Annotated in this window: 12 protein-coding genes, 1 tRNA gene and 1 pseudogene; 3 read left to right on the top strand and 11 right to left on the bottom strand. The window is 67.5% G+C overall.

Features of this window, described 5'->3' with window-relative positions:
* Window positions 1-45: 45 nt before the first annotated feature.
* From rpoB to OG883_RS02035, 9 genes are all read right to left on the bottom strand, one after another.
* The gene (gene rpoB / locus OG883_RS02075; protein ID WP_266534094.1) at window positions 46-3,528 is read right to left on the bottom strand and encodes a DNA-directed RNA polymerase subunit beta; all 3,483 of its coding nucleotides are present in this window, start codon (window positions 3,526-3,528) and stop codon (window positions 46-48) included.
* Window positions 3,529-4,094: 566 nt separating this feature from the next.
* Window positions 4,095-4,478 carry a 50S ribosomal protein L7/L12 gene (gene rplL, locus OG883_RS02070; RefSeq protein ID WP_266534091.1) on the bottom strand — a complete coding sequence of 128 codons (384 nt, stop codon included), beginning with the start codon at window positions 4,476-4,478 and terminating at the stop codon, window positions 4,095-4,097.
* Window positions 4,479-4,586: 108 nt separating this feature from the next.
* Complete coding sequence (rplJ, locus tag OG883_RS02065) at window positions 4,587-5,117, bottom strand: 50S ribosomal protein L10 (protein ID WP_266534088.1); 531 nt, start codon at window positions 5,115-5,117, stop codon at window positions 4,587-4,589.
* 269 nt (window positions 5,118-5,386) lie between these two features.
* On the bottom strand, window positions 5,387-6,322 hold the full coding sequence (locus OG883_RS02060) for a hypothetical protein (RefSeq protein WP_266534085.1): 936 nt from the start codon (window positions 6,320-6,322) through the stop codon (window positions 5,387-5,389).
* 142 nt (window positions 6,323-6,464) lie between these two features.
* Window positions 6,465-7,187, bottom strand: coding sequence for a 50S ribosomal protein L1 (gene rplA / locus OG883_RS02055; RefSeq protein ID WP_266534082.1), 723 nt, complete (start codon window positions 7,185-7,187; stop codon window positions 6,465-6,467).
* An 81-nt stretch (window positions 7,188-7,268) separates the two neighbouring features.
* Window positions 7,269-7,703, bottom strand: coding sequence for a 50S ribosomal protein L11 (gene rplK, locus OG883_RS02050; RefSeq protein ID WP_266534080.1), 435 nt, complete (start codon window positions 7,701-7,703; stop codon window positions 7,269-7,271).
* Window positions 7,704-7,870: 167 nt separating this feature from the next.
* A complete protein-coding gene (gene nusG, locus OG883_RS02045) occupies window positions 7,871-8,830 on the bottom strand; it encodes a transcription termination/antitermination protein NusG (RefSeq protein WP_266534078.1) in 960 nt (319 codons plus the stop codon).
* Between the two features lie 74 nt (window positions 8,831-8,904).
* Window positions 8,905-9,192, bottom strand: coding sequence for a preprotein translocase subunit SecE (gene secE, locus OG883_RS02040; protein ID WP_266534076.1), 288 nt, complete (start codon window positions 9,190-9,192; stop codon window positions 8,905-8,907).
* 105 nt (window positions 9,193-9,297) lie between these two features.
* A tRNA-Trp gene (locus OG883_RS02035) sits at window positions 9,298-9,370 on the bottom strand.
* Between the two features lie 204 nt (window positions 9,371-9,574).
* On the opposite strand from OG883_RS02035, the gene OG883_RS02030 reads away from it, so the two are divergent.
* Window positions 9,575-10,801 carry a pyridoxal phosphate-dependent aminotransferase gene (locus OG883_RS02030; protein ID WP_266534074.1) on the top strand — a complete coding sequence of 409 codons (1,227 nt, stop codon included), beginning with the start codon at window positions 9,575-9,577 and terminating at the stop codon, window positions 10,799-10,801.
* A 162-nt stretch (window positions 10,802-10,963) separates the two neighbouring features.
* Entirely contained in the window at window positions 10,964-11,992 is a 1,029-nt protein-coding gene (locus tag OG883_RS02025) for an adenosine deaminase (RefSeq protein WP_266534071.1), read from the top strand.
* A 213-nt stretch (window positions 11,993-12,205) separates the two neighbouring features.
* Here OG883_RS02025 and OG883_RS02020 read toward each other — a convergent pair whose 3' ends face one another.
* A complete protein-coding gene (locus OG883_RS02020; protein ID WP_266534068.1) occupies window positions 12,206-12,820 on the bottom strand; it encodes a TetR/AcrR family transcriptional regulator in 615 nt (204 codons plus the stop codon).
* Window positions 12,821-12,906: 86 nt separating this feature from the next.
* On the opposite strand from OG883_RS02020, the gene OG883_RS02015 reads away from it, so the two are divergent.
* Window positions 12,907-13,542 carry an NAD(P)-dependent oxidoreductase gene (locus tag OG883_RS02015; protein ID WP_266534065.1) on the top strand — a complete coding sequence of 212 codons (636 nt, stop codon included), beginning with the start codon at window positions 12,907-12,909 and terminating at the stop codon, window positions 13,540-13,542.
* Window positions 13,543-13,624: 82 nt separating this feature from the next.
* Here OG883_RS02015 and OG883_RS02010 read toward each other — a convergent pair.
* Window positions 13,625-14,698 (bottom strand): annotated as a pseudogene (locus OG883_RS02010) (UDP-N-acetylmuramate dehydrogenase); the annotation flags it as partial.
* Window positions 14,699-14,890 lie beyond the last annotated feature (192 nt).

The raw sequence follows: 14,890 nt of genomic DNA, 5'->3' as shown, positions 1-14,890 counted from the left end.
CCGGGGCAGGGCCGGGACCTCACGAGGAGGTCCCGGCCAGACCCGTCAGACCTCTTCGACGCTGCTCGGCTCTCGCCGGGACAGGTCGATACCGAGCTCTTCCGCAGCGCGGAAGACGTCCTCATCCGTGTCACGCATCTCGATGGACATGCCGTCCGACGAGAGCACCTCCACGTTGAGGCAGAGCGACTGCATCTCCTTGATGAGCACCTTGAAGGACTCGGGAATGCCGGGCTCGGGGATGTTCTCGCCCTTGACGATGGCCTCGTAGACCTTCACGCGGCCGGTGACGTCGTCGGACTTGATGGTCAGCAGCTCCTGGAGGGCGTACGCGGCGCCATAAGCCTCCAGCGCCCACACCTCCATCTCACCGAATCGCTGGCCACCGAACTGGGCCTTACCACCCAGCGGCTGCTGGGTGATCATCGAGTACGGGCCGGTCGAACGAGCGTGGAGCTTGTCGTCGACCAGGTGGTGGAGCTTGAGGATGTACATGTACCCGACCGAGACCGGGTCAGGGAACGGCTCGCCGGAGCGGCCGTCGAACAGGTTGGCCTTGCCGGACGGCTGCACCATCCGGTCGCCGTCGCGGTTGGGGATCGTGGACTCGAAGAGTCCGGAGATCTCGTCCTCGCGGGCACCGTCGAAGACCGGGGTGGCGACGTTGGTACCGGGCGCGACCTCGTCGGCGCCGATGGTCTTCAGCCGCTCCATCCACTCCTCGCTGCCCTCGACCTTCCAGCCCTGGCTGGCGAGCCAGCCGAGGTGGATCTCGAGAACCTGTCCCGGATTCATTCGGGACGGGACACCCAGCGGGTTGAGGATGATGTCGACCGGGGTGCCGTCCTCCATGAACGGCATGTCCTCGATCGGCAGGATCTTCGAGATGACGCCCTTGTTGCCGTGACGGCCGGCGAGCTTGTCACCATCGGTGATCTTGCGCTTCTGCGCAACGTAGACACGAACCAGCTGGTTCACGCCCGGCGGCAGCTCGTCGCCCTCCTCGCGGTCGAAGACGCGTACGCCGATGACCTTGCCGATCTCGCCGTGCGGGACCTTCAGCGAGGTGTCACGGACCTCACGCGCCTTCTCACCGAAGATCGCGCGGAGCAGCCGCTCCTCAGGGGTCAGCTCGGTCTCGCCCTTGGGCGTGACCTTGCCGACCAGGATGTCGCCGGCGACGACCTCGGCACCGATACGGATGATGCCGCGCTCGTCGAGGTCCGCGAGGACCTCCTCGGAGACGTTCGGGATGTCCCGGGTGATCTCCTCCGGGCCGAGCTTGGTGTCACGGGCGTCGACCTCGTGCTCCTCGATGTGGATCGAGGAGAGGACGTCGTCCTGCACGAGGCGCTGCGACAGGATGATCGCGTCCTCGTAGTTGTGACCCTCCCACGGCATGAAGGCGACCAGCAGGTTCTTGCCGAGCGCCATCTCACCCTGCTGGGTGGCCGGACCGTCGGCGAGGACCTGGCCCTCGACGACACGGGCGCCCTCGTCCACGACAACCTTCTGGTTGACCGAGGTGCCCTGGTTGGAGCGGGAGAACTTGGCGATGCGGTACGTGGTGTACGTACCGTCGTCGTTGGCGACGGTGATGTAGTCCGCGGAGACCTCCTGGACCACACCCTCCTTCTCCGCCTTGATGACGTCACCGGCGTCGACCGCGCAGCGGTACTCCATGCCGGTGCCGACGAGCGGCGCCTCGGACGTGATCAGCGGCACGGCCTGACGCATCATGTTCGCGCCCATGAGGGCACGGTTGGCGTCGTCGTGCTCGAGGAACGGGATCATGGCGGTCGCGACCGACACCATCTGGCGCGGCGAGACATCCATGTAGTCCACGTCCGAGCCGGGCACGTAGTCGACCTCGCCACCACGGCGGCGGACCAGCACGCGGTTCTCGGCGAACCGCATGTCGTCGGTGAGCGCAGCGTTGGCCTGCGCGATGACGAAGCGGTCCTCCTCGTCGGCAGTCAGGTAGTCGACATCGTCGGTCACCTGGTCGTCGACGACCTTGCGGTACGGCGTCTCGACGAAGCCGAACGCGTTGACGCGGCCGTACGAGGCGAGCGAGCCGATCAGGCCGATGTTCGGGCCTTCAGGGGTCTCGATCGGGCACATGCGGCCGTAGTGGGACGGGTGCACGTCACGGACCTCGAAGCCGGCCCGCTCACGCGAGAGACCACCCGGGCCGAGCGCCGACAGACGGCGCTTGTGGGTGAGCCCCGACAGCGGGTTGTTCTGGTCCATGAACTGCGACAGCTGGCTGGTGCCGAAGAACTCCTTGATGGAGGCGACGACCGGCCGGATGTTGATCAGGGTCTGCGGCGTGATCGCCTCGACGTCCTGAGTCGTCATGCGCTCACGCACGACGCGCTCCATACGAGCCAGACCCGTACGGACCTGGTTCTGGATGAGCTCGCCGACGTTACGCAGACGACGGTTGCCGAAGTGGTCGATGTCGTCGGTCTCGACGACGATCTGGGTGCCGCTCTCGCCGACCGTCTCGGTCTCACCGGCGTGCAGCTTGACCAGGTACTTGATGGTCGCGATGACGTCGTCGGTGGTGAGCACGCCGGCGTCCAGCGGCTCGTCCGCGCCGAGCTTCTTGTTCACCTTGTAGCGGCCGACCTTGGCGAGGTCGTAACGCTTGGGGTTGAAGTAGAGGTTCTCGAGCAGCGTCTGAGCAGCCTCACGCGTCGGGGGCTCGCCCGGGCGCAGCTTGCGGTAGATGTCGAGCAGCGCGTCGTCCTGGCCCTGGGTGTGGTCCTTCTCCAGGGTGGCGCGCATCGACTCGTACTCGCCGAACTCCTCGAGGATCTGCTCGGTGGTCCAACCGAGAGCCTTGAGCAGGACGGTGACGGACTGCTTGCGCTTGCGGTCGATGCGGACACCGACCATGTCGCGCTTGTCGATCTCCATCTCGAGCCAGGCACCCCGGGAGGGGATGATCTTGGCCGTGAAGATGTCCTTGTCGGACGTCTTGTCGATGTTGGAGTCGAAGTAGACACCCGGCGAGCGGACCAGCTGCGACACCACGACACGCTCGGTGCCGTTGATGACGAAGGTGCCCTTGTTGGTCATGAGCGGGAAGTCGCCCATGAAGACCGTCTGGGACTTGATCTCGCCGGTCTCGTTGTTGGTGAACTCGGCCGTGACGAACAGCGGGGCAGCGAACGTGAAGTCGCGCTCCTTGCACTCGTCGATGGAGTTCTTCGGAGGCTCGAAGCGGTGGTCGCGGAAGGTCAGCGACATCGACCCGGAAAAGTCCTCGATCGGAGAGATCTCCTCGAAGATCTCTTCCAGACCGGACTTGGTGGGGACGTCCTGTCCGTTCTCGAGAGCCGCCTCGACTCGAGCCTTCCATGCGGCGTTCCCGAGCAGCCAGTCAAAGCTCTCGGTCTGCAGCGCGAGGAGGTTCGGAACCTCGAGGGGCTCCTTGATCTTTGCAAAGGAGATGCGCAGCGGGGCAGTGCTGGCGCCGTTGTTCGTATTCGCGGTCGAGGCGTTGCGCGAGGCGGCCAAGAGGGGGTCCTTCCGAGGGCTCGGACTCACTACGCGCGTACCGGTCCCACGCTGGGCACGGAGATAGAAATCCCAGTTCAGGGATGATTCGATCAACGATGCTCTTGCGTGGGGATGCCCCTGGTGACGGGCAGGGGGCAGTTAACAGGCAGCGCAAAGGGTCAGTGTAGCCACTTGGCACACTGATGTCCAGTGCGGGTTTTCGAGACCCTCGTTGTTCTCAACTCCGCGGCAAGCCCTCGCGCCGTGTGACGCACATCGATACTGCCCGTTCGGTCGTCGATCCATGCCTCGGTTCCGGATCGTTGTGACGACGCGTCCTGAGAATTGCGCGCTGCGTGCGGTTCGTCAAGGCCCCCCAGCCCAAACGGGGCTGCTGGGACACCGCGAGGCGCACGGCGATGATCACGATACCCGCCGGAAGCGGAAGAGCAAGGCAGCCGCCACGGGAACGCCGAAGGGCGACCACCCGTATGGGTGATCGCCCTTCGCTGTGTCCCGGCGGCCCCTTACGGAACCGGCCGTTGCGCTATGCGCCTGACGGCGCGTCGCAGAGACTCAGAAAGTCACTTGACCTCGACAGACGCGCCAGCGCCCTTGAGGGACTCGGCGGCCTTCTCAGCGGCCTCCTTGGCAACCTTCTCGAGAACCGGCTTCGGAGCGCCGTCGACGAGGTCCTTGGCCTCCTTCAGACCCAGCGAGGTCAGCTCACGCACGACCTTGATGACCTGGATCTTCTTCTCGCCGGCACCCGTGAGGATGACGTCGAACTCGTCCTGCTCGGCCTCGGCCTCGGCCGGGGCACCGGCGACGGCACCGGCAACGGCGGCGACGGGCGCGGCGGCGGTGACGTCGAACTTCTCCTCGAACGCCTTCACGAACTCGGAGAGCTCGATGAGGGTCATCTCTTCGAACTGCGCGAGCAGGTCGTCCTGGGTGAGCTTCGCCATGATGGCGGTCCTTCCACTAATTCGGCTGGTGCCGGATGTATATGTCGGCGGGCGTACGGCCCGCTGCGACCAGCGCCTCAGGCGGCGTCGGTCAATGCGCGAGCCGAATTACTCGGCACCGCCCTGCTCGGCCTTCTTGGCACGAAGCGCCTCCGCGGTGCGGACGAACTTCGAGGGAAGCGCCTGGAAGAGCGCGGCAGCCTGCGACTGCTTGCCCTTCATGGCGCCCGCCAGCTTGGCGAGCAGAACCTCGCGGGACTCGAGGTCCGCAAGCTTCTTGATCTCATCGGCGGTCAGTGCCTTACCGTCAAGGACACCACCCTTGATGATGAGGTTCGGGTTCTCCTTGGCGAAGTCACGAAGACCCTTCGCCGACTCCACCGGGTCACCGGTGATGAAGGCAACCGCCGTCGGACCAGTGAACTGGTCGTCCAGCGAAGTGATCCCGGCCTCGTTGGCCGCAATCTTGGTCAGCGTGTTCTTCACCACGGCGTACTGGGCGTTCTCACCGAGCGAACGACGCAGCGTCTTGAGCTGCGCCACGGTGAGACCCCGGTACTCGGTCAGCACGGCGGCGTTCGAGCTGCGGAACTGGTCCGTGAGCTCGGCTACCGCGGCAGCCTTGTCGGGCCTTGCCATAGAGCGTCGGCCTCCTTCCGGGTGATGAGGACCGCTCAGAAGGGGCTGGGCAAAACGAAACGCCCCGGCGCAGGCGCACGGGGCGTAGCTCAACCGGAACAAGTCCGGGAACTTTCCACAGTCACCTGCGCGGGTCGTCCGCAGCTAGCGGATCCTTCGGCCGCCGCACCCTCTTGCGAGCGCACGGCAACGACCAGCGGTCTTTGGCTTCTGGGGAAGAGTACGTGAACGGCACCGGTCAGGCAAATCGGGCCGTCCAGGGGATCTCGTCAGGCCTTGCCGGCCGTTTCCAGACCCTTGCTGAGCTCCTTGAGCATCTCCATCATGTCGAAGGTCTCGCCCGCCGGCGGAGTCTTCACCGAGGCCTTGGCGCCGTAGTCGGAGTAGTTCGCGGTCATCTCGACCTTGCCCTCGGGGCTGTCGAACGCGACGTCCATCTTCACCGGGTAGTTGTCCTCGTTGACCCAGACCTCGGTGTCGTACCCCTTGATGCCGGACTTCTTCATGTTGGCGATGAGGTCCTTGCGCTGCTTCTCGCCGAGCGTCTTGAACGACTTGTTCGCGGCCACCATCTCCTCGAGCGTGAGCGTGCCGCTGTAGTGCTGGGCCTCGGCTCCGTCGATCTTCTCCGCGCCGACGTGCTTGAGGTTCGGCGACTCGAGGAGCAGCGCGAGCTGCTGGGCCGGGTCCTGGTTCATGCTCTCCAGGCCACCGGTCATCTGCTTCTGCAGCGCCTTGTCCCCCGACATCTCGGCCGCGGCACCAAGGTCGAGCTTCATCCAGCGCTTGCCGTCCATCTCCTTGGACATCTTGGCGCCCATGTCCATGTACATGACGTCGTTGAGCCACACCATGCGGATCTGCTCCGGGGCACCGGGGCCGGTCTCGAAGGCGGAGCCCTTCATGGTCATGTCCATCATCGTGGGGTCCCACCCCATGACTCCGGACATCTCCATATCGCCGCCGCCCTGCATGGTGGCCGGCATCTTCATCGTCATGCGGACCTTGGCCGACTTCGCGGCCTCGGTCTTCTTGTACGCCGCCGTGAGGACCTGCGTCACCGCATCCCGCGACTGCGTCCTGGGCTTCTCCGGCGCCGCCGCGGCCTTCTTCTCCCCGTTGCCGCCCTGACAGCCTGCGATCCCTGCTACGACGGCCACAGCCGTCAGCGAGACGCCCACGCGCCTCCATGCCGACATGGTCATGCCCCACCCCTTGTTTTATTGCGAACTCTTGAACCGTAGCGCACACGTACGACAGCGCGGCAGTGAAAAAAGCCGGCCCCCGCGCCTCGTGAGAGGTGCGGGGGCCGGCTTCAGTACGCGAGACCCGCGACTGCCGTCAGATTCAGACGGCGGCCGGGTCCTCCTCGACGAGGAGGTTGCGGGTGCGGTTGGAGTCCAGCGGGATGCCGGGGCCCATCGTCGTGGTCAGGGTCGCCTTCTTGATGTAGCGGCCCTTCGCGGCGGACGGCTTCAGACGGAGGATCTCCTCCAGCGCCGCGGCGTAGTTCTCGACCAGCTTCGTCTCGTCGAAGGAGACCTTGCCGATGATGAAGTGCAGGTTCGAGTGCTTGTCGACGCGGAACTCGATCTTGCCGCCCTTGATGTCGTTCACAGCCTTGACGACATCGGGGGTGACGGTGCCGGTCTTCGGGTTCGGCATCAGACCACGCGGGCCGAGGACGCGGCCGAGGCGGCCGACCTTGCCCATGAGGTCCGGGGTGGCGACGACGGCGTCGAAGTCCAGACGGCCCTTCGCAACCTCGTCGATCAGTTCGTCGGAGCCGACGATGTCGGCGCCCGCGGCTTCCGCGGCCGCAGCACGGTCACCGGTCGCGAAGACCAGGACCCGGGCGGTCTTGCCGGTGCCGTGCGGAAGGTTGACGGTGCCACGGACCATCTGGTCGGCCTTGCGCGGGTCGACGCCCAGACGCATGGCAACCTCGACGGTGCCGTCGAACTTGGTGGACGTGGTGTCCTTGGCGACACGAACGGCCTCGAGCGGGGCGTACAGCTTGCCCGCGTCGATCTTGGCGTCCGCAGCGCGGAGAGACTTGCTGCGCTTCACTTCTGCTCCTGTGTGGTTTCAGGTGTGGAGTCGTGGTGCGGACCAGCGCTTGGTCCTACCACTGAGGTCACTGGGGGCTGATCAGCCCTCGACCGTGATGCCCATCGAACGGGCGGTACCGGCGATGATCTTCGACGCGGCGTCCAGGTCGTTGGCGTTCAGGTCGGGCATCTTGACCGTGGCGATCTCGCGGACCTGGGCGCCGGTGAGCTTGGCAACCTTGGTCTTGTGCGGCTCGCCGGAGCCCTTGTCCACACCCGCGGCCTTGAGGATCAGCTTGGCGGCCGGCGGAGTCTTGGTGATGAAGGTGAAGGAACGGTCGTCGTAGACCGTGATCTCCACCGGCACGACCATGCCACGCTGCGACTCGGTCGCGGCGTTGTAGGCCTTGCAGAACTCCATGATGTTGACGCCGTGCTGGCCCAGCGCGGGGCCGACCGGCGGAGCCGGGTTGGCCGCGCCGGCCTGGATCTGGAGCTTGATAAGCCCCGTGACCTTCTTCTTCTTGGGAGGCATTGCTCTCTCCGGGTCCTAGTGAGAGTTTTCAGCACTCCATCCAGTCATCCGGATGGAGGCATACCGCACAACGATAACGGGTATAGCTGCGCGGCCAAAAACCGAGCAGGTCAGAGCGGCTGCGAGAGCCGTTCTGACCTGTTCGGAGGCGTATGTTCCAGAGCGAACTAGTTCTTCTGGATCTGGTCGAAGCTGAGCTCGACCGGGGTCTCGCGGCCGAAGATCTCGACGAGGCCCTTGACCTTCTTCGAGTCGGCGTTGATCTCGTTGATCGTGGCCTGCAGCGTCGCGAACGGGCCGTCGGTGACGGTGACCGAGTCGCCGACCTCGAAGTCCAGCACCTGGACCTCGACCTTGCGGGCCGGAGCCGGCTTGCCCTCGGCCTCGGCGGCCTCGCGGGCGGCCTTCTCCTCGGCCTCCGGGGCGAGCATCTTGACGATCTCGTCCAGAGTCAGCGGGTACGGGTCGTAGGCGTTGCCCACGAAGCCGGTGACGCCGGGGGTGTTGCGGACGACGCCCCAGGACTCGTTCGTCAGGTCCATACGGACCAGGACGTAGCCGGGGAGCTTGTTCTGGCGGACGTTCTTGCGCTCGCCGTTCTTGATCTGGACGATCTCTTCCTCGGGCACTTCGGCCTGGTAGATGAAGTCCTCGACGTTCAGCGAGACGGCGCGCTGCTCCAGGTTGGCCTTCACGCGCTTCTCGTAGCCGGCGTACGTGTGGATGACGTACCACTCGCCGGGCAGACCGCGGAGCTCGTCACGGAGGGCGGCGACCGGGTCGGCCGGGGCCTCGGGCTCGGCCGACTGGTCGTCGTCCAGCTCGATCTCGGCGGCCTCTTCGGCCTGCTCGATCTCTTCGGCCTGCTCGATCTCGTCGTCGGCGGCCTCTTCGGCCTCCTCGAGGTCGGCCGTGTCGGCCTCGTCCTCGATGACCTCGGCGACCGCGGTCGCCTCGCCCTCGACGTGCATCGCGGCCTCTTCGGCCGGCCGGCCCGCGGCGGCGTCGGCAGCTTCCGCCTGGTCCGGCTCCACAGCGTCCGCCGCCTCAACGATGTCGAGCTCGTCCTCAACGGACTCGACGCTCTCGCCGGGCTCAACGGCCTCGTTCAGGTTCGGGTCAGACACGGTGGCTGCTTCTTCCTGGATACAGATGGGGTGGAACATGCGAAAGGGGCGCCCGGTCAGGCGCCCTCCGCGGATCAGCCGAAGACGTACTTGACTGCTTCCTGGAAGCCATAGTCAACCACGGTCACAAGGCCGATCATGATGACAACGAAGACAATCACCACGGTGGTGTACGTGGTCAGCTGGCTGCGAGTGGGCCAAACCACCTTGCGCAGCTCGGCGACAATCTGCCGGTAGAAGAGCGTGAGACGGCCCAGGGGGCCCTTCTTTCCACGCTTGCCGCCCTTGCGGGACTTCTTCTTCGAGTCCGGCGCCTCGTCATCGGCATCAGGCATGTCGATGGAGCCCACGGCGTCCGTCACGATCTCTCACCTGATTCCGGGTCGGCCGTGCCGCGCCCGGTGGAGCCGCACGGCGATGCAATGAACTACGTACATGCGCACACATCCTGGCGAAGGATTGTGTAGCAGGGCCGGAGGGACTTGAACCCCCAACCGCTGGTTTTGGAGACCAGTGCTCTACCAATTGAGCTACGACCCTTTGTGGTTCCCCAACCTACCGCATCCGCCCGGGTGCACGGAGTGTGCGGGGTGGACGTGGCTGGTGAGGGCCAACGACGAGTGAGTGTACGTGGTCAGGGGCCCAACGTCGAACAGAAAGCCCCGCGGACCGCTCATGACCGTTCTTGTCCGCCCTTCGAAACCTGTGTGCCGGTGTCCGATGCCGTCTGGGACGATGGGCCGTATGAGCGCTGCAACCTCTCCCACCGAGCGCCGGGTCTCCGCCCGCATCGGCGCGATCTCCGAGTCCGCGACCCTCGCCGTCGACGCCAAGGCCAAAGCCCTCAAGGCCGCCGGGCGTCCGGTGATCGGCTTCGGCGCGGGTGAGCCGGACTTCCCGACTCCCGACTACATCGTGGAGGCCGCGATCGAGGCCTGCCGCAACCCGAAGTACCACCGCTACACCCCGGCCGGCGGGCTCCCCGAGCTCAAGGCCGCCATCGCCGCCAAGACGCTGCGCGACTCCGGGTACGAGGTCGAGACCTCCCAGATCCTGGTGACCAACGGCGGCAAGCAGGCGATCTACGAGGCGTTCGCCGCGATCCTCGATCCGGGCGACGAGGTCATCGTCCCGGCGCCGTACTGGACGACCTACCCCGAGTCGATCCGGCTCGCGGGCGGTGTCCCGGTCGAGGTCGTCGCCGACGAGACCACCGGCTACCGCGTCTCCGTGGAGCAGCTGGAGGCGGCGCGCACGGAGCGTACGAAGGTCGTCCTCTTCGTCTCCCCCTCGAACCCGACGGGTGCGGTGTACAGCGAGGCGGACGCCGAGGCGATCGGCCGCTGGGCCCTCGAGCACGGGCTGTGGGTGCTGACCGACGAGATCTACGAGCACCTCGTCTACGGCGACGCGAAGTTCACCTCGCTGCCGGCCCTCGTCCCCGAGCTGCGTGACAAGTGCATCGTGGTCAACGGTGTGGCCAAGACCTATGCGATGACCGGCTGGCGTGTGGGGTGGATCGTCGGCCCGAAGGATGTGGTGAAGGCCGCGACCAACCTCCAGTCGCACGCCACGTCGAACGTCTCCAACGTCGCGCAGATCGCGGCGCTGGCCGCGGTGTCCGGGAACCTGGACGCGGTCGCCGAAATGCGTACCGCCTTCGACCGCCGCCGCCAGACGATCGTGCGGATGCTCAACGAGATCGACGGCGTGCTGTGCCCGGAGCCGGAGGGCGCGTTCTACGCGTACCCCTCGGTGAAGGCGCTGCTGGGCAAGGAGATCCGCGGCAAGCGTCCGGCCACTTCGGTGGAGCTGGCGGCGCTGATCCTGGAGGAGGCCGAGGTGGCCGTCGTGCCGGGCGAGGCCTTCGGTACGCCGGGCTATCTGCGGCTGTCGTACGCACTGGGCGACGAGGACCTGGTCGAGGGTGTGTCGCGGCTGCAGAAGCTGCTGGCCGAGGCCCGCGACTGAGTCTGCTCGATGTGAGTTGCCTGACAACGGGCTCCCTGCTCCGGCCGGGGGCCCGTTGCCGTTCCTGTTAACCCGTTCCCGGTTCCCGTTTCTTCGTTCGGGCAAGGACCCGATCGGGGAAAGGGGCTGCCGTACGGCGGGCGGGTGCGGCAGGATCCTGCAATGGAGCACGTCCGAGATCTCAGCCTGCTGCCGAAGGCCCATCTGCATCTGCACTTCACCGGGTCGATGCGGCCCACCACCCTGCTCGAGCTCGCCGACAAGTACGGCGTACATCTGCCCGACGCGCTGACCAGCGGCGAACCGCCCAAGCTACGGGCGACCGACGAGCGCGGCTGGTTCCGTTTCCAGCGGCTCTACGACATCGCGCGGTCCTGTCTGCGCTCCCCCGAGGACATCCAGCGGCTGGTGCACGAGGCCGCCGAGGAGGATGTGCGGGACGGCTCGGGCTGGCTGGAGATCCAGGTCGACCCCACGTCGTACGCCCCCATGCTGGGCGGGCTGATCCCGGCGCTGGAGATCATCCTGGACGCGGTCGACCGCGCCGCGCGGGACACCGGGCTCGGAATACGGGTACTGGTCGCGGCGAACCGTATGAAGCACCCGCTGGACGCCCGCACCCTGGCCCGGCTCGCCGTGCGGTACGCGGACCGGGGGGTCGTCGGCTTCGGCCTCTCCAACGACGAACGCCGTGGCATGGCACGTGACTTCGACCGCGCCTTCGCGATCGCCAGGGAAGGCGGCCTGCTGGCGGCGCCCCACGGCGGCGAGCTGACCGGCCCCGCGTCCGTACGGGACTGTCTGGACGATCTGCGCGCCTCCCGGATCGGCCACGGCGTACGGGCCGCGGAGGACGCGCGCCTGCTGCGGAAGCTGGCCGAGCGCGGGGTGACGTGCGAGGTGTGCCCCTCGTCGAATGTGGCGCTGGGCGTGTACGAGAAGCCGGAGCACGTACCACTGCGGACGCTGTACGACGCGGGCGTGCCGATGGCACTGGGGGCGGACGACCCGCTTCTCTTCGGGTCGCGGCTGGCGGCGCAGTACGAGCTGGCGCGCAGGCATCACGACTTCACGGACGCGGAACTGGCGGAACTGGCCCGCCAGTCGGTGCGCGGGTCGGCGGCGCCCGAGAACGTGCGGATCAAACTGCTGGCCGGGATCGACGACTGGCTGGCTGCCCCGGCGGCCTGATGCGCGCGCGGCGCTTCTCCCCGTCGGCGGCGTGCCTGTCGGTGCGCTGCTCGGCGGTCCGCACGGTGAGCGGGGTGCCGTGGACCGGCTTGCGGCGCTGCCCGGGACGGCCGAGACGGCTGGAGACGGCTGATGCGGGCTGGTGCGGGCGGGGCTGCTGGGGGCTTGCCGCCATTCCCTTTCGGGGGTGCTCCCCCGGGCTCAGCGTGATGTTCAGCGTGGACCTGTCGCCACGGAGATTCCGTGCAGGATCGTGCGGACGATTCCCCGTACGAACGCGTCGAGCGGCTGCGGAGGCATTCCGTCCGCCGTCATGTCGTACGCGAAGGCCCGCTGGGCGCAGGCACCCAGCAGCAGCGAGGCGGCCGCGTAGGTGTCGGCACCGGCCCGGATGCGGCCGGCGTCCTGCTCGGCGCGCAGATAGGCGTCGAGGCCCCGGATGGGCATGTGCGGGCCTCTGCCCAGCTCGCGCATGGCGGCATCGTGGCGCTGCTTGAGCCTGGGTTCGGCGTAGAGCGAGGCCGCGATCGGGAAGCTCTGGGCGTAGAAGAGCGCGGCCTCGCGGGCGATCTCGGTGAGGTTCTCCTCGACACTCCGCTCGGCGGGATGCGCGACGAGCCTGTCCAGCACCGGGTTGAGCCGGGGCAGCCGCTCCATCAGCACGGCCACAAAGAGCTCCTCCTTGCTCGTGAAGTACTTGTACAGCGCCGCCTCCGAGCAGCCGGCCGCCCTGGCGATCTCCTTCGTGGTGGCACGGGCGAGGCCGATGGTGAGCATGAGCTCATGCGCGGCGTCGAGGATGCGCACGCGGGTCGGCTTCTGCTGCATGAGTCTCCAGCCAGGCTTGACGAGCGGGTGAGTGTCCGCTCACCCTAAGGGTGAGTGAATACTTACCCACCTTGGAGATGCGGCCAATGAGACTCACGGTCTTCGGAGCGACCGGCGGTATCGGACAGGAGATCGTCCGGCAGGGACTGGCGGCAGGGCACCAGGTCACGGCGGTGGTTCGCGATCCGGCGCGGCTGACGGTAACGGGCGGAGGCCTGGAGGTCTGCACGGCGGCGCTGGACGACCCGGAGGCGCTGCGACCGGCCGTGGCGGGCCGGGACGCGGTGCTCTCGGGGATCGGGCCGCGCACCACGAAGCAGGTGGGCGTCGCGTCGGGCCTCACGCGGGTGATCCTGCGTGCGCTGGACGCGGAGGGCGTGCGCCGCTTCCTCGCGGTGAGCGCGGCACCCGTCGGCCCGGTGCCGGAGAACGAGACCTTCTTCCTGCGATACGTCGGGACGCCACTGATCTCACGGATCCTGCGCAAGCACTACGACGACCTGCGGATCATGGAGAACGATCTTCGGAGCAGCGCGGCCGACTGGACCTCGGTACGGCCGCCGAGGCTGGTCGACGTGCCGGTGACGGGTGTCTACCGCAGAGCCGTCGGCGCGAACCCGCGCGGCGGGTCGAAGATAGGGCGGGCGGACGTGGCGCACGCAATGCTGGCGATGATCGACGACCCGGCGACGCTGAAGCAGGCGGTCGGAGTGGCGTACTGAGGGAGCGGCGCCGGTGTACCGGGGAGTGGCGCCGGCACACAGGCAGTGGCGCCCGCGTCCCGAGGCGCGCACTCCCGTGCCCTCAGAGGCTGACGCCGACCGTCACCGGCTCGTTGACCAGCGTCACGCCGAAGGCCTCGCGCACGCCGGCCACGACTTCCCGGGCGAGGGCCAGCAGATCCTCGGTGGTGGCCTCGCCGCGGTTGGTGAGCGCGAGCGTGTGCTTGGTGGAGATTCGGGCCGGGCCGGAGCCGTATCCCTTGGTGAAGCCGGCCTTGTCGATCAGCCAGGCCGCCGAGGTCTTGGTGCGACCGTCGCCCGCCGGGAAGGCGGGCGGCTCGGTCTGCGGACCGAGGCGGTCGTGGACCCGGGCGAGGAAGGTGTCGTACGCCTCCTGCGTCAGGATCGGGTTGGTGAAGAAGGACCCGGCGGACCAGGTGTCGTGGTCCTCGGGGTCCAGCACCATGCCCTTGCGCGCACGCAGTTCGAGAACGACCCTGCGGGCGGCCGAGATCTCCACCCGGTCGCCGGCCAGGCAGCCGAGGGCGCGAGCCGTCTCCGGGTACTTGACCGGGGCCGAGAGGCCGCCGGCGTCCTCGAGTGCGAAGCGGACGCGCAGCACGACGAAGCGGTCGGGGTGCTGCTTGAAGCGGCTGTGGCGGTACGAGAAGTCGCACTCGGCGTTGGAGAGGGTGACCGTCTCGCAGGTGGCGCGGTCGTAGGCGACAACCTCGGTGATGGTGCTGGAGACCTCCTGGCCGTACGCGCCGACGTTCTGGATCGGGGTCGCGCCGGCCGAGCCGGGGATGCCGGCGAGGCACTCCACGCCCGCCAGACCGGCCTCGACCGTGCGGGCGACGGCGTCCGACCAGACCTCGCCCGCGGCCAGCTCGAGCTCCGTGCCGTCGAGGCGGAAGCCGCGGGTGGCGATACGCAGCGCGGTGCCGTCGAAGCCCTTGTCCCCGATGACCAGGTTGCTGCCGCCGCCGATGATCAGCAGCGGGGTACCTGCGGCATCCGCCGCACGCACGGCGGCGATCACCTCGTCGTCGGTCGTGGCCGTGACGAGGCGCGTCGCGGGGCCGCCGAGGCGGAAGGTGGTCAGGGGGGCGAGGGGAGTGTCGTGGAGTTCCTGCACGGGGACAAGGGTACGAGAACGGCCCCGCCGGTCAGGGCGGGGCCGTTCCCGGGGCCGTCGGCAGGAGCAGTTTCTTGCGGACGGCTTCCGCGCGCGGCTTCCGCCCGGGCGCCGCCGAGCGGCTCCTGCCCCGCGGCGGTTTTTGCGAGCTTCACCTGCGAACCGTTCCTGCGAACCGCTCCTGCGAACTGCTTTCGAGGAGAAAGGGTG

This window comes from Streptomyces sp. NBC_01142 (assembly GCF_026341125.1).
Taxonomy (GTDB): domain Bacteria; phylum Actinomycetota; class Actinomycetes; order Streptomycetales; family Streptomycetaceae; genus Streptomyces.
Note: the sequence above shows the minus strand (reverse complement) of the source record. Positions and strands in the feature narration are given on the sequence as shown.